Source organism: Homoserinimonas flava (assembly GCF_054969005.1).
The window spans coordinates 352,356-369,036 of the sequence record NZ_JBUEQS010000003.1; the positions used below are offsets into that span (position 1 = coordinate 352,356).

The following is a 16,681-nucleotide window of genomic DNA, read 5'->3' on the forward strand; positions in this document are numbered from 1 at the left end:
GCTGCTACCGTACTGCTACCGGACAGCGTTGTCCGGATAGCTTCCGACACGTGATTGGACCCCCTCATGGCACAGACACCCCTCACCGGAGATTCTTCCGTTGGCACCTGGCTCGACGACCCGATCGGTGGTGCGATCTTTCGCGAACTCCTCACCCAGGCAGGCCAAGATGCGAGCGTGCTGCGACCCGTGCGGCGCCTCTCGCTCAAGCGCCTCGTCAAGCTCAGCAAGGGGCGCTTCAGCGAAGAGCTGCTCGACGAACTCGTCGCCCGTGCCGCGAGCGGCGACGTGCCAGCGACGAATGCTGCATCCGAACCCGTGCAGGTCGCGGCATCCGACGACGAACCAACGTCGGCCAGCTCCGATGACGTCGAACAGCCTGAATGGGTCGAGCGCATCAGCGATGGCCGGTTCAGCGGCAAGACCGTCATCGTGACGGGTGCCGGCTCCGGCATTGGCCGCGCAACCGCCTCCCGCGTCGCTCGCGAAGGCGGCCGCGTCATCGCCGTCGACATCTCAGCCGAGCGCCTCACCGAGTTCGCCGCCGAGTTCCCCTCTGCCGACATCACGACCGTCGTCGCAGACATCACCGACGACGACGCCATCGCGCGCATCATCGCCGCAGCGAACGGCACCATCGACGCCCTCGCCAACGTCGCCGGCATCATGGACAACATGACGCCGGTCCACGAGATCGACGACGCCATCTGGAAGCGGGTCTTCGCCATCAACGTCGACGGCACCATGAAGCTCATGCGCGCCGTCGTCCCCAGCATGCTCGCCCGCGCGCAGGGCTCGATCGTCAACGTGGCATCCGAGGCCGCCCTCCGCGGTTCGGCCGCCGGTGCCGCCTACACCGCCTCGAAGCACGCGGTAGTCGGGCTCACCAAGAGCAGCGCATTCATGTACGGGCCGAGCGGTCTCCGCGTCAACGCGGTCGCCCCCGGGCCCACCATCACCAACATCGAGGCGTCGTTTGACTCACCGCTCGGCCAAGAGCGGGTGCACACCGGCATGCTCATCATGCCGGAGGCCGTCGAGGCTGACGCGGTCGCGGCATCCATCACCTTCTTGCTCAGCGATGACGGCGTCAATGTTAACGGCCAGATTCTCGCGAGCGATGGCGGCTGGTCGGCCGCGTAACCGCACGACATACGATCGATGCATGAGAACCTTCGCCCGCGTTCCCCTGACCGTCGTGCCCCTCGCCGCCGTCGCGGTGCTTCTCACGGGGTGCATCACCCTGGAGGTGCCCGCGGGGCAGGTCACCCAGAGCGAAGCGCCGGCGGCCACACCATCGGCTTCGCCACAAACCGACGCCGCCCCGAACTGCGACGACGGCGAACTGCTCGTCACTGAGGCGGGCAGCGACATCGACCTCACGGGTGCCTGCGCTTCGGTGCGCATCGAAGGCAACGACATCTCTGTCGATGGCGAGTCGATCGGCACCCTGATTGTGCGCGGTGACCGCAACGACGCCGACTTCGACGACATCGACGACATCACAGTCGAGGGAACCGAGAACGAGGTTGACCTCGAAGACGCCGGCACCGTGACCATCAGCGGCGATCGCAACACGATCGATGCGGATGACCTCGGCGCGCTCTCGATCAGCGGCGTCGACAATGTGGTCGAAGCGGATGCTGTCGGCTCCGTCAACGACTCCGGCGAACGGAACACCATCGACCTCGACTGAGCGGGCACTGCCAATCTGAGCGCGTTCGGCCGCGCCATTCGCCGCCGCTGCGGGAGTTAGGCGCCGCGCACCTTGCGCAGGCTCGCGAGCAGCTCGGGACCGCGCCGGTCGAGCAGCGCACCGCCGCTCCGGATGCCGACCATCATGAATGTCGCGCCGAGCGCCACCCCGAGCACAAGCGCGACGATGCCGAGCACGACGCTGCCGGTCGCCGCCGCGATGATGCCGAGCACGAGTTCGGGCAGAGCGAGCGCGAAGACGATCGCCCACGCGGCGAACATGCCGAGCTGCGACCCGAATGACGCCCCCGTCGACGTCTTGAAGGGGCTCTCGCCTGCCGCCGGCACCGGCATGAGAAACCGCGCCGACGCGATGCTCGAAACCCCGAAACCCGTAAGCAAGAGCCCCAGCCCGATGCCTAGCATGGCCGGGATGATGCTCGCGAGGTCGAGCAGCACGAGCGGGATCACGGTCGCGAGGATGACGACGGGCACCGCGAAGATCGCGAGCGTGATCACGCGTCCAGCGCGGTCTGCCGAACCACGCAACCCCGTCGAGAGATGCGACGCGAACGCCGTGCCGTCGTAAGAGATCTCGGCGCACAGGGTGATCGCGAGGGTCGCCGCGAAGAACGGGCCAAGCACTACCAGCATCCAGTTCGACCCCGTCGTGGCAACGAACACGGCGATGATTGCCAGTAGGGGCAGCACGATGAGCGAGCCGCCGTACCGCGGGTCGCGCATCCAATACACACTCGTGCGTGCCGCGACCGCGCCCGTCGGCGTGGCCGGGAACCAGTTGAACGGGCCGAGCCCCTTCGAGCGACCGGAGCCGGCGGATGTGACGGGCGGCGCGACAAGCAGGATGCCGAGGCTGCGCCACCACAACAGCAACAGCACGCCGAGCGTTGCGAGGGCGATGGCGAGTTTGGCGAGCGCCTCAAGCGGACGACCGAGCGCAAGGTCGCCCGGAATCGACCAGGCCGCACCGAACGGTGTCCACGACACGATGCCCGCGATGCGGGGGAGCTCATCGCCGAGCGCCGCGATCGAGGTCCCCGTGATGGCGATGATCGGCCCGAGCAGCATGATCGGCACGAACACAATCACCCCCATGACCTCGCGGTAGCGTCGTCCGGCGGCGAGCGCCGCGCCGACCGACTCGAAGGCTCGGGATGCCGCAACACAGGTCACGACGGCGAGCACGGCGGCGAACGGGGCCGCGATGAGGGCGGGGGGCTCACCCAGCCAGCTCAACGTAGTCGACAGCGCCGCGAGCAGGGTCACGAACCCAGGGATTCCGAGCACGCCGACGATGAGGAGCGCGACGAGGAGGCGCCGGGGTGGGATGGGGAACGTGCGGAGCTTCGTGACGCTCAACGACTGGTCGAGCCCGCGCAGCACGAGCGGCAAGACAACCCAGCCGAGCAGGGTCAGCGCCCCCGCCAGGACGGCGAGCGTCCAGGCGACCTCCGCCTCACCGAACGACAGCGCGACCATCCCGACGACGACGCCGAAGAGGATGAAGAGCCCCGACACTGCGCCAAGGAGCACCGAGACGAGCGCCCACGGGCTGCGGGAGAGCGAGTTCGCGAGCAGTCGGAAGCGGAGCCTCAGGAGGTGTGCAACCACGCCGGCCCCTCATGCTGCCGTCGCCCGCCGACAAGTTCGACAAAGCGATCCTCGAGCGAGGAGCCCGCCCGTACCTCCTCCGTCGTGCCCGCCGCGAGCACCCGGCCGGCGCCGATCACGGCAACGTGGTCGCACATCCGCTCAACCAAATCCATCGAATGACTTGAGACGATGACGGTGCCGCCGCCGCGGACAAACTGGTGCAGGATGTCTCGGATGTTCGCCGCCGACACCGGGTCAACCGACTCGAACGGCTCGTCGAGCACCAGCAGTCGTGGCGCGTGCACGAGCGCGCAGGCGAGCGCAATCTTCTTCGTCATGCCCGCCGAGTAGTCGACGACGAGGGTGCCGCCCGCCCCCTGCAGGTCAAGCAGGTCGAGCAGATCGCGCGTGCGACCGGCGACCGTCTCGCGATCCATGCCGTTGAGCAGGCCGTGATAGGTGACGAGCTGCTCGCCCGTGAGTCGATCGAAAAGGTCGACCCCGTCGCTGAGCACCCCGACGAGGGACTTCACCCTCACCGTCTCGCGCCAGACATCGACACCGAGCACGGCGATGGTGCCAGCATCCGGACGCAGCAGGCCGGTCGACATCGACAGCGTCGTCGTCTTGCCCGCCCCGTTCGGCCCGACCAGCCCATAGAACGAGCCCGACGGCACCGTGAGATCGATGCCGTCGACCGCAACCTTCGCCCCAAAGGCCTTGCGCAGTCCCACGATCTGCAGGGCAGGAGCCCCCACCGGGAGCTGCCCATCGTGATCGTCGCTCGGCGTCGGCAGTTCGGCGTCGGCGGATGCTGTCATGCCCCAACACTAACCGCGGCGAGCATCCGCGGTCACGGCTACCGGGCGCTGACGCCCGCCAGCACGGCGGCACCCGTCGCCGCATCATCGACCGTCACGACAAAGCGCTTGCCGTTCGCCCGCGTCACCTCGATGGCCTCGCCGGCACGGAGGATGATGCCGGAGCGTCCGCCGGAGCCCATGCGCCAACCCCAGCCGCCGAAGTCGGCACTCGGGTTGACGTCGGCGATCGTGACATCCTGAATCTCGGATGCCGGGATGGCGACGCGCGGCCAGCCGAGCACGCTGCGCACGACAAGGCCGCGACGGTCAACCGTGACCCGCCACCACAGGGTCGCCGTGACGAGCAGCACCAAGAACGCCGCCGTCACCACCACTGTCACGAACGCCGGAGAGCCGGTAGATGCGGTGAGCATCGCCGCGACAAACACCACCACGAACGCCCCCGCAACAATGAGCCGCGGGGCGCGGCCCGCTGCGACACCGCGACTCCACGACACCCGCTCGGTCGCCCCAAGCTCGATCGGCTGGGGGCGCTCGCCCGCCGGCACAGTCGCGTCACTCTTCGGCAGCAAGAACCACGCCGGGACCGCCAGCGCGACCCCCGCGATGGCGCCCCACAGGATCCAGATCATGCCACCGGATGCAACAGCCGCATCATCGAGACCGCGCTGCACCCAGAGGGTGCCGGTGATGCCCACCGCCAGCAGGCCCGCAAGCCACACCGAGGTGACCAGAGCGAACTTCTGATTCGCCATGAGCAGGCCGCGCTCGGTCGGCTTCGCAATGACCCCGGCCACAAGGATGCCGAACAGCCCGGAAACGCCGAGCGGCATGAGCACCATAAACCAGACGTCGCCGAAACCGTCAGGGGAGGCACCAGACCAGTGCACCGCGACAGGGTCGGGAAGCTCGGGAATCCAGCTCGCCATAACAATGGCCGCGATCGCCGTGAGCACGATGGGGATGTCAGCCCCGACGAGGGTCGCGCGGCGGCGCGTCGATCGGGCGTGCGCCGCGACATCCGAAATCTGCTGGGTCATTGGTACGCCTCTCTCACAAGGGCGGCGAGTGCCGCCGGGGGAATGTTCTGGGTGCGTGCCGTCGCAACGAGCGCAGCGATCGCCCGCGTGAGCTCGCCGTAGTCGCGCATCTCGGTCGCCACGATCGCCCCGCGGCCACGGCGGAGCTCGATGAGCCCCTCGTCGCGCAACTGCTGGTAGGCCCGCAGCACGGTGTGCACGTTGATGTCGAGCGATGCCGCCAGGTCACGCGCAGGTGGGAGTCGTTCACCGGGTGTCGCGCGCCCCGCCATGATCGACGCGCGGATGGTGCCCGCGAGCTGATCAAAGAGTGAGACGCCCGAGGCGGGGTCGAGTCGGATGAGCATGGCACCATCCTATTGTTCTAGTTCAACTAGATCAAGTTGAGCGGGTGGCGCGGTCGCGACCTACCGCCCGAGCGCACCGAGGATCGCGGCACCCAGCTGCGCTGGCTTGGTGAACTGCGGCCAGTGCCCCGTCGGCAGGTCGATGTACTCGACGTCGCGAATGCGCGCCAGCTCCGCCACCCACTGGTGACCGGCGGCGATCGAATCCCGCAGCAGCTGCCAGGGGAACTCGCACGCGATGACGGTCGCCGGCACATCGAACCGTCGCTCGTCGCTGAGGTGCATCTCGTCGTAGGCGACCCCCTTCGGCTGCGGGATCGCGCGCGCGGCGAACTCCGCGCGGAGCGTCTCGTCGAGATCGGTGAGGTCGGCCTCCTCGAACACGTCCCACGGCGGCAGCGGGATCTCGTCGCCCTCGAAAGGGAGCTCGTCGTTGATCACGCCGCCCTCGCCGAGCGGCCCGGCATCGACGAAGATGCTGCGCGCGATGCGGTCAGGCCGCGCATCGGCGACACCGTGGATGATCGCACCCCCACCGGAGTGGCCCACGAGCACGACCTTGCCTTCGAGGGCGCCGACATCCGCGACGCTGAGACTGCGCACGTTGTCGCGCGGCGGGCCCTCGGGAGCAACTTGCGCAGTCTCACGGGCGGCGGGCGCGAGAATGGGCAGATGCGAGACGAGATCGAGGCGGCGCAGGTGGCCGTGGCGGATGCCGCGGCTCGCCTCAGCGACGCAGGCATTCCCACCGAGTCACTCGCCGAGTTCGTGGCGCCGCGGCGGGTGCTGCTCTTCACGACCGAACCGAAGCTCCGCCCGATCGGCGAGGTCTGGCATCTCGGCGTCTTCCTCCTCGACCGCGAGGCGACGCTCTACGCGGCCGGGTCGACCACCCGCGCTGTCGAACCTGGCCGGTCGAACAACCAGTCGGTCTCCGGTGAAGAGCGGCGGATGCACCGTGCGGCGGCACACCGCGGGCGCTTCGAGGAGGGTGCCACCGTCAACTTTGGGGCGAAGGTCATCGAGCTCTCTGACGAGGGGCTTGCCGAAGCATTCGGCCCCCTGTTCGTGGCGAACGGGCGCCTCCTCGTGCGCTGGAACCCGAGAGCGGATGCCGCAACCGGCGTCGAATTCGCGCCGTACCTGCGCGAACGGCTCGAGCTGATGCTCACGCCGCCCACAGGCGCCTGAGCGGCGCCACGGTGCGCACACCATTCGCGGCCCGCGCCCGTGGCTCTAGGCGGCAGAATGGGAGATGAGGATGTCGGCAGCCTGCCGACGAAGAGCACCTTACCCTAACGTGAGGGTCGGGCAAGGCGGGAATCGTGATCGAGACACTCACCCGGCGACCCACAGGCGTGGGCGAACTCGGTGCCGACATCGTCCGCGGTCTCGCGCCCCTCAGCATCCTCGTCGCCGTCATCTCGCTCGGGCATGTCGAAGCAGCCCTCTTCCTCCTCGTCTTCGCGGGCGTGCTGCTCTCGCGCGCCGCCGGCCTCCCCCCGCTCCTCGACGCACTCACGAGCGTCACCCTGCTCGCCGCGGCCTGGTTCAGCGTCGCCGACCTCTACTCCGCCATCGCCTGGCTCGACCTTGCCACCCACTTTGTCGCGACGGGCGTGCTCGCGGCCCTCACCCGCGTGCTCCTTGAGCGGTGGGGTGCTGCCGGGCTCGCGCCCCCGCGGGCAGGAGCGGGCGCGGCATCCGTCATCGCGGCGGGCCTTATCGGCGGAATGCTCGCCCTCGCCCTCGCGAGCGTGTGGGAGTTCTTGGAATGGTGGGGCTACATGTATGTCGACGACAGCATCAACGTTGGCTACCTCGACACGCTCAGCGACGTTGCCGCCGGGGGCCTCGGTGGGGTGGTCGCCGGGATGCTGCTCGCGGTGACCTCCGACGGTCGGGCGCGCTGAGGGGCTGCCTTTCGCGCACGGGCGGGCGAAGATGCCGGGCATGCAGGCGGGGCGGGGCCTGCGGGCCGAGCCTGCGGGCCGGGCGGGGGCTTGCGGGCGGGGCTTTTGCGGGCCGGGCCTGCGTCGGTGCCCTCCGGCATACTTGGCCGCATGACCGACGAGACGCCCGCGCCCGCGAGCGGTGGGCCCCACGGTGGCGGGCTCCACGGTGGGTGGGTGCGCGGCGGTCGGGTGCGCTGGGTCATCGGGGGTGTCGCCGTCGCGACCCTCATCGCGGCGATCACAGTGCCCCTCGTGCTGCAGCAGCAGCGGCATGCTGCGGCAGAGGCCCGCTATGCGACGGCAAGCGAGAGCTACACCGAGGCCCTCGCTGCAGCGAACGACTCGCTCGACACGCTCGAGGCCGCACACGAGGTGGCCGTCGAATCGCAGAGCATCGCGGCGGCGGTGACGGCCGTCGCCGATCCGGCCTACGTCGACCAGGCAGCCCTGCACACCCTCAGCGATGCGAATCTTGCCCTCACCGACGCGATCGCACTGGCGGATGCCGCCCCCGACGCACCGCGCCGTCTCGGCGCGGCCCCCGACGACACCGACGCCCTCACTGAGCGCGCCGAAGAGATTGCGGAGGAAGTCGACTCCGTCGTGGCGGCAGGCGAAGAGTTCGCACGACTCGCCGCCGCCGTCGATAATGCGACCAGCCCTGTGGATGCTGCGGGCGACGCGTTCATGGCGGCACTGCCAGTGGTCGCGGCATCCGTCGACTCCGCCTTCATCTCCGCGACCAACGCCGCGCGCATCGACTACCGCGCCGTCACGGCGGAGCTCCCGGATGCCGGGTGGGATTCGGGCAGCGCCGAGCAGGTGCGGGCGTATGTCGCGGCGGCAGGCGAGCTCGCGGCGTCGCACGCCGCCGAAGAAGCAGAGAAGGCCGGGCCGCTCTATGCCAACCGCCGGGCCGTCGAAGACTTCGCGCGCTCGATCGCCGGCGGTGTGATGCTCGACTTCGACTGGGCCGCCATCGTCAACGGGTACGGCGCCAACGGCAGCTACGGCGGCACCGCAACATGGAACACCGCCCATGGGGGTTACTCAACCATGACCCTCTCCGACAGTGTCGCGGCGATGTGGCACAGCAACCCGGCCGTCGCGTCCCTCGTGGCGCACGAGGTCGGGCATTCGATCACGAGCAAATGCATCACGCTGTTCCGCGACGGGTTCGCCTCGCAGCCCGAAGTGTTCGCCACCGCCTGGGCGATCGGCATGGGCTACACCGGTGACGGCAACGGCGAATCGATTTATGGGCGCCCGTCGAACGAACTCATCGAGCTGTCGAAGCAGTGCCGGTGAGGCGAGGCGCGGCGGGTGTGGCTGGTCGGGGGCGGGTGGGTGGTGCTGGTGCTGGTCGGGCCGCGCGGGCGGGTCACACGGTGATGCGCTCCCAGTGTTCGATCGGCCCCGGAACCACCCGAAACAGCGGATGCGCCGTCGGCGGCACATCGGCGAACCGCACCGCCAAATCTGGGGTGCGGGTGGCGAGTTTCACCATGAGGTGCCGCCACTCATACTCCAATTGCCCGTCGGTGAGATCAAGAGGTGGGGCGGCGCCGGGCTCAGCACCCTCAACGGGGTGGGCGAGAATCTTTTCGCGAGCGAAACGGTACCCCCTCGCATCCGCTTCATCGACGACCGCGGCAAGAAAGGCGCCGAGTGATGCGAGCGGCGCGTCCGTCGCCCTGAAGCGCAGCAGCTGCGGGTGATTGCTGTAGCCGCCCGAAGTTTTGCCGATGACCGCCTGCGCGAGGAGCCCTTCGCGCCAGCACGCGACCAGCGCCTGCCGATCGAGGTATTGCGGATGCACCGACCAGAGTCTCACCCGGAGAGTCTACGTGGGGTCGTGCGGGGGCTGGGCGCGCTCGGCCTGCGGGGCGCTCAGCCTGCGAGCGCCTGGAGCAGCATGCCGTTGATCAGGCCGACGGCGATGTTCCAGAGGGAGAGGCCTGCGATTCCGATCGCGGCAGCCGCGCGCGCCCGCCCGGGGCCACGCCGGACGAGCGCGATCACCCCAAGCACGATCGTCGTCGCCGCGAGCACAAACACGAGAAGGCCTTCGGCGGCTTGGCTGAGTTGCATCGCCGGGATGTTGCGCGCGGCGAGCAAGGATGACGACACCACCTGGGCGAGCAGGCTCAGCACGGGAATCACGAGCGCCACCGCGAGGGCGCTCGTCGCGAGCGGTGCCCTCGCGCGGTCACCGGGCGCCGGAGCGAGCGGGCTGGCGTGCGCGCCGGGCGCGTCAGCGGACGGGCTTCCGGGCGCCGGAACGTGCGGGCCTCCTTGCGCGGCGGCGTGCGCGTCAGCGGGCATGCTTCCGGGTGCGTCAGCGGGCCTGCTGGCGGGAGTTGAATCGCTGGAGTCGGTCACGCGGCACACGGTAGCACCGGTGTGGGCGACCCGCACCGAAACCCTGGGCGTGCGCCGTGCGGGTTTCGATGCGCTCGGGCCCTCCCTCGCAGGCTCGGTCGGCGCTGCTATTGGACCGGCGGGCTCGCTCAGATCACGCCTGCGGAGAAGGTGCTCGGCGTGCCGAAGCGGTGCGCCGTGATGCTCACCGACTGTTCCTCCACAAACGGCAGCAGCTCGATGCGTCCGGCCTCTGTGACGGGCTGGTCGTACACCGCGATGTCGGGGCGTCCGCCGGTCGCGTGGGCGACGGTCGAGGCGCGTGCCCCCAGCAGGCGGATGCGACCACCTTCAAGCGCGGCGAGCGACCCGAGCCATGCGGCATCCGTGTCGATGGTGGCAGGCACCCCGCAGCCGCGGAGCACCACGGCGACCGCCGCCGGCAGCGCTTCGGCCGTCGACACCGTGAAGGGCGCGCCGGAGAGCAGCGCGGCGCCGACGACGCGGAGCAGGTCGGCGAGCGAACCGCGCTCCGCGAGGCGGAGTGCGACGGGGGCTGGCCGATAGCGGAAGAGGTTGCGTTCGGCGCTGAGCCCCGAGACATCCTTCGTCACGCCGAACTCGTCGGCCCAGGCGGTTGTGTCGCTTGCGAAGGCGCGGCGCAGTGACGCGAGGGATGCTGCATCCAGCGAGGTTGCGGCCGCGTCGAGCAGCGCGCGCGAGGTCGGGGCGAGCGGCACATCACCAGCCGTGGATTCCGCGGCGCTCCAGTTACCCAGCCCGAGGAGGTAGTTCGGCCCGCCGGCCTTGGTGCCGGGGCCGACGGCAGATTTCTTCCACCCGCCGAACGGTTGCCGCTGCACGATTGCGCCCGTGATGCCGCGGTTGACGTAAAGGTTGCCGGCCTCGACCCGGTCGAGCCAGACGGCGAGTTCGGCGGGGTCGAGCGAGTGGAGCCCGGCGGTGAGCCCGTAGTCGACCTCGTTCTGCATCGCAATTGCCTCGTCGAGGGTGGCGGCGGTCATGACGCCGAGCACCGGCCCGAAGAACTCGGTGCGGTGAAAGTAGGAGCCGCGCGCGACGCCCGCGCGCACGCCGGGGCTCCACAGCTGGCCGTCGCTGTCGAGCTTCTTCGGTGTGATGGCCCACCTTTCGCCCGGCTGCAGGGTTGTCAGCGCCTCGAGCAGTTTGCCGTTCGCCTGCTCGATGATGGGCCCCATGCGGGTCGCCGCATCGGATGCCGGCCCCACCGTGAGCGAGCGCACCGCGTCGAGCAGCTGGTCGTGGAACCGCCGGGACTTCGCAACCGAACCGACAAGAATCACGAGGGATGCTGCCGAACATTTCTGGCCGGCATGACCGAATGCGGATGCCGCAACGTCGCGCGCTGCGAGGTCGAGGTCGGCGCTCGGGGTGACGATGATGGCGTTCTTGCCGCTCGTCTCGGCGAGCAACGGCAGGTCGGTGCGGAACGAACGGAACAACTCCGCCGTCTCGTAGCCGCCCGTCAGGATGACCCGGTCGACTCGCTCGTCGCCGATCAACCCGGCGCCGAGCTCCGACGACGCGAGCTGCACAAACTGAAGCGCCTCGCGCGGCACGCCCGCCTCCCACAGCGCCTCCACCATGACGGCGCCCGAACGGCGCGCCTGGCGGGCCGGCTTGATGATGACGGCCGAGCCTGCGGCGAGCGCCGCGAGGGTCGAACCGGCCGGGATGGCGACGGGAAAGTTCCACGGCGGGGTGACGACCGTGAGCCGCGCGGGCGTGAAGGTTGCGCCGTCGACAGAGTCGAGGCCGCGCGCGAGCTCCGCGTAGTAGTGCGCAAAGTCGATCGCCTCCGACACCTCAGGGTCGGACTGGTCGAGGGTTTTGCCCGTCTCCGACGCCATGACTTCCATGAGCTCGGCACGCCGGGCCGCGAGCGCGTCGCCGGCGCGGTGGAGCACTTCGGCCCGCTCCGCACCACTCAGTGCCCGCCAGGCGGCACCCTCATCGATGGCGCGGCCGATGGCGTCGGTGACAGCATCCGGAGTCTTCAGGATGCTCGCCGCGACCGTGTCATCACCGAGCGTGCTCGTCGGCACGCGCGCAAGGATGGCGTTGCCCCACGCGCGGTTGCCCGGCAGGGAGGGGTCGGTGTCGGGGGTGTTGGTGAAGTGCGCACCGCCGGTTGAGGAAACCCCGCCGGTTGAGCTCGTCGAAACCTGCGTGGTGCGCTCAGTCGGCGAGAGGCGTCGATCCTGCCTGCGGTTCGGCTCCGGCACGGCATCGTCGAGCGCGGCGAGCGACGCGACGTAGCGCTGCCGCTCGCGTTCGAAGAGTGCCTCGTTGCTGCTGAGCTCGAAGACGGCCGACATGAAGTTCTCCTGGCTCGCCCCCTCCTCGAGCCGGCGGATGAGGTAGGCGATCGCGACGTCGAACTCTTTTGGATGCACGACGGGCGTGTAAAGCAGCAGGCAGCCGACATCGCGCCGCACCGCCTCGGCCTGGCCCTGCGCCATGCCGAGCAGCATCTCGAACTCGACGCCGCGCTCGACCCCGCGACGCTTCGCGAGCAACCACGCGAAGGCGAGATCGAAGAGGTTGTGGCCGGCGACGCCGATGCGCACATTGTCGATGCGGTCGGGGTGGAGCGCGTAGTTGATGACGCGCTTGTAGTTGGTGTCGCTCTCCTGTTTTGTGCCCCAGGTCGCGAGCGGCCAGTCGTGGAGGGATGATTCGACCCGCTCCATGGGCAGGTTGGCGCCCTTCACGACGCGCACCTTGATGCCAGCGCCACCGCGAGCCCGTCGCGCCGCCGACCACTCTTGCAGCCGCATCATGGCGCTCACGGCATCGGGCAGGTAGGCCTGCAGCACGATGCCCGCCTCGAGCTTCAGCAGCGCCGGGTCATCGAGGATGCGCTGAAACACCGCGATCGTGAGGTCGAGATCTTTGTATTCCTCCATGTCGAGGTTGATGAACTTCGGGGTTTTCGACCTCGCCGCGAGGTGGAACAGCGGGCTCAGCTTCTCCATTACATGGTCGACCGCGGCATCGAACGCCCACGGGTTGTGGGGCGCCGTCGTCGACGAAACCTTGATCGACACATAGTCGACGTCGTCGCGGGCGAGCAGCCGACGGGTGCCCTCGAGGCGGCGCTTCGCCTCCCGGTCGCCGAGCACCGCCTCGCCGAGCAGGTTCATGTTGAGCCGGATGCCGGGCGTGCGGATGCGCGCGATGGCCCCGCCGAGACGCGAATCGCTCGCGTCGATGATGAGGTGGCTCACCATGCGGCGCAGCACGGTACGCGCGATGGGCACGACGATTCCGGGCAGCACTGGCGCGATGGCACCGCCGAGACGCACCGCCCCGCGCAGGTGCCACGGGAGAAACGCCGGCACCTTCGGGGCAAGCGACCGGAGGTTGCGGGCGGCGACCCCGAGATCCTCTGGCCGCACGACGCCGTCGACGAAACCCACCGTGAAGCCGAGCCCGTTCGGGTCGCGGAGCACCCCGGCGAGCTGGGCCGCCGAACCATCGACCGGCACCTCGGATGCTGCGTCGAGCCAGCGGCGCACGAGCGCGATGCTCTCGTCGACGAGTTCGGCGTCGATGTCCGCAAGGGCGTCGGTGCTTGGTGCAGCGGATGCCGCGGTGCTCGTCATGTCTCATCCATTCCGCGAGGGGTTACGCCCAGTATGGAATCGGGTTCAGATAAGGTAAAGCGATGTTTTCTAACGCATATTCATAAGCTTCACTGATGAATTGGAGCCCCTGATGCTCGACGTGCGACGCCTGCGCCTGCTGCGCGAACTCAGCGTGCGCGGCACACTTGCGGCAGTGGCATCCGCCCTCAACCAGAGCCCATCATCGGTGTCGCAGCAGCTCGCCCAACTCGAGCGCGAGGTCGGGGTTGAACTGCTGCGCAAATCGGGTCGGCGCGTGCACCTCACCGCTCAGGCCGAACTGCTCGTCGAGCACACGGCGGCGGTGCTCGAGCGACTCGAACTCGCCGAATCGGAGCTCAGCGCGACCTTCACGGCCGCGACCGGCGTGGTGCGGGTTGCGGTGTTCCAGTCGGCGGCGCTCGCCCTCATGCCGCACGCCCTCGCGCTGCTCGCGGCCGAGCATCCGCAGCTTCGCGTCGAGATGACGCAGCGCGAACCCGAAACCGCCCTCTACGAAACCTGGGTGCGCGACTTCGACCTCGTCATCGCCGAGCAGTACCCCGGCCACGCGGCGCCGCACCACCCCGACCTCGACCGTGTGCGGCTCACCGGCGACGCCATCTCGCTCGCGGTCGCACCCGAGTCCACCATCCGCAGCATCGCGGATGCCGCGCGCTCGGCCTGGGTCATGGAACCCCGCGGCGCCGCATCCCGCCACTGGGCCGAACAAGCCTGCCGCCAGGCCGGCTTCGAGCCCGATGTGCGTTTCGAGACCGCCGACCTGCAGGCCCACATCCGCCTCATCGAGTCGGGCAACGCCGTCGCCCTGTTGCCCGACCTCGTGTGGACGGAGCGCTCCCGCACCGTGCAGCTGCTGCCCCTCGACGGCGACCCGCGCCGCACGGTGTTCACGGCGGCGCGGCGGGCGACCGTGCGGAGCCCCGGCATCATCGCGGTGCGCGAGGCGCTCGCCCGGACGGCGGATGCGTTGGCCGGCTGAGCCGGCGCTGCCCTGACCCGGCCCTCACCCAGCGGCCGCTGAGTGGACGCAAATACGTCCTTATCACCGGCCGAAGGCGCTCCGGGAGACGTTTTTGCGTCCACTCAGCGGAGGAGAAACGGCCCGCGGCGGAGGTTCGTCAGGTCAGGCGTTTCGCGAGCGCCATCGCGTCGTATGGCGACCGCACCTTCACGTCGTTGTCGAAGTACACGTAGCAGTCGCGGCCGTCGCCGAGCCAGCCGCGGACGCGGTCCGCCCACAGGTCGAGCGCCTCCTCGTCATAGCCCGAGACGTAGAGTTCCTTGTCGCCGTGCAGGCGCGCATACGCGAAATCGGCGGTCTGCTCCCACAGCTGCGGCCACTTGCCAGCCGTGTCGGCGACGACGGATGCCACGTGGTGACGCCTGAGGACCTCGAAGTATTCCGGGGTGTCGAAGGTGTGATTCCGCACCTCGATGGCGTGGCGGAGTGGGGCATCGACCACGGTGTCGTCAACGCCACGAGAAGCATCCACGGGCCACGCCCGGCCGTCGAGGTGGTCGGTGTGGTGCGCGGCGAGCGCCGCGGCATCCGTCGTCGTGTGGGGAAGCTGCGCAACGAAGGCCTCGAGCACTTCGGGGTCGAAGGCAAGGCTTGGCGGCAGCTGCCAGAGGATGGGTCCGAGCTTCGGGCCGAGCGCAAGCACGCCGGAGGCGAAGAAGTTCGCGAGCGCCGACTCGACGCCCTCTAGTTTGCGGATGTGGGTGATGAAGCGGCCACCCTTGACCGAGAAGATGAAGCCATCGGGGGTCTCATCGCGCCACGTCTCGTAGTACTGCGGCTTTTGCAGCGAATAGAACGAGCCGTTGAGCTCGATCGTGTCGAGTTTGCGCGAGGCGTATTCGAGCTCGCGTCGCTGCGCGAGCCCCTTCGGGTAGAAATCACCGCGCCACGGCGCATACCGCCAGCCCGAAATGCCGACGCGCGCCACAGGATGCGTGCCCATGCGGACACGGTACGCCGCAGAAGGCCGCTCCGACAGTGTGGGCCTCAGGACGCGAGGACCTGACCCGGCTCGAGCGCGACCACGTCGACCTCGGGCTCGGCCATCGCCCACAGTTCGTCGAGCGAGACCCCGAGCACACCCGCGACCGCCGCGATGGTGGAGAACGCGGGGGTGGCGATGCGCCCCGTCTCGATCTTGCGCAGAGTCTCTGGCGAGAGGCCGGCGCAGGCCGCGACATCCACCATAGTGCGGGTGGCGCGGGCCGACCGCAGCGCCTCGCCGAGACGGCGACCGCGCTCGAGTTCGTCGGGGGTGAGTGGAACTCTGACCATGAAAGTGATACTAATACCGGGATAGTTATTCGACAACGCGCAGGGGGCACCGCGCAGGCGGAAGCGCGACACGGCACTGGAAGGCACACGATGATCGAGATCCTCAGCTCGGAGGAACTGCAGCGTGCCGCCGTGAGTGGGCGGTTCGTTGCCACCGTGCTGCGGGCGGTGCGGCAGCGAGCATCCGTCGGCACCAACCTGCTCGAACTCGACCGTCTCGCGGGCGACCTGATCCGCGAAGCCGGTGCCGAATCGTGTTACGTCGACTACGCGCCCTCCTTCGGCCGCGGGCCCTTCGGGCACTACATCTGCACCTCCGTCAACGACGCGGTGCTGCACGGGATGCCGCACGACTACGCTCTGCGCGATGGCGACCTGCTCACACTCGACTTCGCCGCCGCGACTGATGGCATCGTCACCGACTCCGCCGTGAGCTTCATCGTCGGCGACACGAAGAATCCGGCCGACGAGAAGCTCATTGCGACAACTCGGTCGGCGCTCCAGGCGGGGATCGACGCAGCACAACCCGGCGGGCGCATCGGGGACATCTCGCACGCGATCGGTTCGGTACTGACATCCGCCGGCTACCCGATCAACCTCCAGTTCGGCGGCCACGGCGTCGGCACCACCATGCACCAGGACCCGCACATCGCAAACGACGGCCGGCCGGGTCGCGGCTACAGGCTCCGCCCTGGCCTGCTGCTCGCCATTGAGCCGTGGGCGATGGTCGGCACGGCAGAACTCGTGACCGACGCCGACGGGTGGACGCTCCGCAGCGCCACCGGCAGCCGCACCGCCCACGCCGAACACACGGTCGCGATCACCGAGGATGGGCCGCAGATTTTGACGGCGTGAGGCGGTGCACCAATAGAGTG

17 protein-coding genes are annotated in these 16,681 nt (G+C 69.2%); 7 read left to right on the forward strand and 10 right to left on the reverse strand.

Annotated elements, in window-relative coordinates; translation table 11 throughout:
• Positions 1-66 precede the first annotated feature (66 nt).
• Together ACY48M_RS10455 and ACY48M_RS10460 are read left to right on the forward strand one after the other, a co-directional pair.
• Positions 67-1,143: an SDR family NAD(P)-dependent oxidoreductase gene (locus ACY48M_RS10455; RefSeq protein WP_462820226.1), complete on the forward strand. Its 1,077-nt coding sequence runs from the start codon at positions 67-69 to the stop codon at positions 1,141-1,143.
• 22 nt (positions 1,144-1,165) lie between these two features.
• A complete protein-coding gene (locus ACY48M_RS10460) occupies positions 1,166-1,696 on the forward strand; it encodes a DUF3060 domain-containing protein (protein WP_462820227.1) in 531 nt (176 codons plus the stop codon).
• Between the two features lie 56 nt (positions 1,697-1,752).
• Here ACY48M_RS10460 and ACY48M_RS10465 read toward each other — a convergent pair whose 3' ends face one another.
• Genes ACY48M_RS10465 through ACY48M_RS10485 form a run of 5 tightly spaced genes read right to left on the reverse strand, consistent with a single transcriptional unit; the run spans position 1,753 to position 6,123 of the window.
• Positions 1,753-3,327 (reverse strand): transporter, encoded by a 1,575-nt coding sequence (locus ACY48M_RS10465; protein WP_462820228.1) that lies wholly within the window; start codon positions 3,325-3,327, stop codon positions 1,753-1,755.
• Positions 3,309-4,130, reverse strand: coding sequence for an ABC transporter ATP-binding protein (locus ACY48M_RS10470; protein ID WP_462820229.1), 822 nt, complete (start codon positions 4,128-4,130; stop codon positions 3,309-3,311). Before ACY48M_RS10470 ends, ACY48M_RS10465 begins: the two co-directional genes overlap by 19 nt.
• Positions 4,131-4,168: 38 nt before the next feature.
• The gene (locus ACY48M_RS10475) at positions 4,169-5,173 is read right to left on the reverse strand and encodes a DUF1648 domain-containing protein (RefSeq protein WP_462820230.1); all 1,005 of its coding nucleotides are present in this window, start codon (positions 5,171-5,173) and stop codon (positions 4,169-4,171) included.
• The gene (locus tag ACY48M_RS10480) at positions 5,170-5,520 is read right to left on the reverse strand and encodes a GntR family transcriptional regulator (RefSeq protein ID WP_462820231.1); all 351 of its coding nucleotides are present in this window, start codon (positions 5,518-5,520) and stop codon (positions 5,170-5,172) included. Before ACY48M_RS10480 ends, ACY48M_RS10475 begins: the two co-directional genes overlap by 4 nt.
• A gap of 60 nt (positions 5,521-5,580) precedes the next feature.
• A complete protein-coding gene (locus ACY48M_RS10485; protein WP_462820232.1) occupies positions 5,581-6,123 on the reverse strand; it encodes an alpha/beta fold hydrolase in 543 nt (180 codons plus the stop codon).
• A gap of 69 nt (positions 6,124-6,192) precedes the next feature.
• Here ACY48M_RS10485 and ACY48M_RS10490 point away from each other — a divergent pair, with 69 nt between their 5' ends.
• The 3 genes from ACY48M_RS10490 (at position 6,193) to ACY48M_RS10500 (ending at position 8,783) form a co-directional block, all read left to right on the forward strand.
• Positions 6,193-6,711 (forward strand): hypothetical protein, encoded by a 519-nt coding sequence (locus ACY48M_RS10490; protein WP_462820233.1) that lies wholly within the window; start codon positions 6,193-6,195, stop codon positions 6,709-6,711.
• Between the two features lie 134 nt (positions 6,712-6,845).
• Entirely contained in the window at positions 6,846-7,433 is a 588-nt protein-coding gene (locus ACY48M_RS10495) for a DUF2238 domain-containing protein (protein WP_462820234.1), read from the forward strand.
• Between the two features lie 150 nt (positions 7,434-7,583).
• On the forward strand, positions 7,584-8,783 hold the full coding sequence (locus tag ACY48M_RS10500; RefSeq protein ID WP_462820235.1) for a hypothetical protein: 1,200 nt from the start codon (positions 7,584-7,586) through the stop codon (positions 8,781-8,783).
• A 73-nt stretch (positions 8,784-8,856) separates the two neighbouring features.
• Here the strand turns inward: ACY48M_RS10500 and ACY48M_RS10505 are convergent, their stop codons facing one another.
• From ACY48M_RS10505 to ACY48M_RS10515, 3 genes are all read right to left on the reverse strand, one after another.
• Entirely contained in the window at positions 8,857-9,309 is a 453-nt protein-coding gene (locus tag ACY48M_RS10505; RefSeq protein WP_462820236.1) for a pyrimidine dimer DNA glycosylase/endonuclease V, read from the reverse strand.
• Positions 9,310-9,365: 56 nt separating this feature from the next.
• A complete protein-coding gene (locus ACY48M_RS10510) occupies positions 9,366-9,857 on the reverse strand; it encodes a hypothetical protein (protein WP_462820237.1) in 492 nt (163 codons plus the stop codon).
• 128 nt (positions 9,858-9,985) lie between these two features.
• Positions 9,986-13,486: a proline dehydrogenase family protein gene (locus ACY48M_RS10515; protein ID WP_462820238.1), complete on the reverse strand. Its 3,501-nt coding sequence runs from the start codon at positions 13,484-13,486 to the stop codon at positions 9,986-9,988.
• Between the two features lie 112 nt (positions 13,487-13,598).
• Between ACY48M_RS10515 and ACY48M_RS10520 the strand changes: the two genes are divergently transcribed.
• Positions 13,599-14,489, forward strand: a complete 891-nt coding sequence (locus tag ACY48M_RS10520) for a LysR substrate-binding domain-containing protein (protein WP_462820239.1) — start codon at positions 13,599-13,601, stop codon at positions 14,487-14,489.
• Between the two features lie 139 nt (positions 14,490-14,628).
• Here ACY48M_RS10520 and ACY48M_RS10525 read toward each other — a convergent pair whose 3' ends face one another.
• Positions 14,629-15,474 carry a DUF72 domain-containing protein gene (locus tag ACY48M_RS10525; RefSeq protein WP_462820240.1) on the reverse strand — a complete coding sequence of 282 codons (846 nt, stop codon included), beginning with the start codon at positions 15,472-15,474 and terminating at the stop codon, positions 14,629-14,631.
• Between the two features lie 44 nt (positions 15,475-15,518).
• Entirely contained in the window at positions 15,519-15,806 is a 288-nt protein-coding gene (locus tag ACY48M_RS10530) for a helix-turn-helix domain-containing protein (RefSeq protein WP_462820241.1), read from the reverse strand.
• A gap of 90 nt (positions 15,807-15,896) precedes the next feature.
• Here ACY48M_RS10530 and map point away from each other — a divergent pair, with 90 nt between their 5' ends.
• Positions 15,897-16,661: a type I methionyl aminopeptidase gene (gene map, locus ACY48M_RS10535; RefSeq protein WP_462820242.1), complete on the forward strand. Its 765-nt coding sequence runs from the start codon at positions 15,897-15,899 to the stop codon at positions 16,659-16,661.
• The last annotated feature ends 20 nt before the right edge of the window (positions 16,662-16,681 follow it).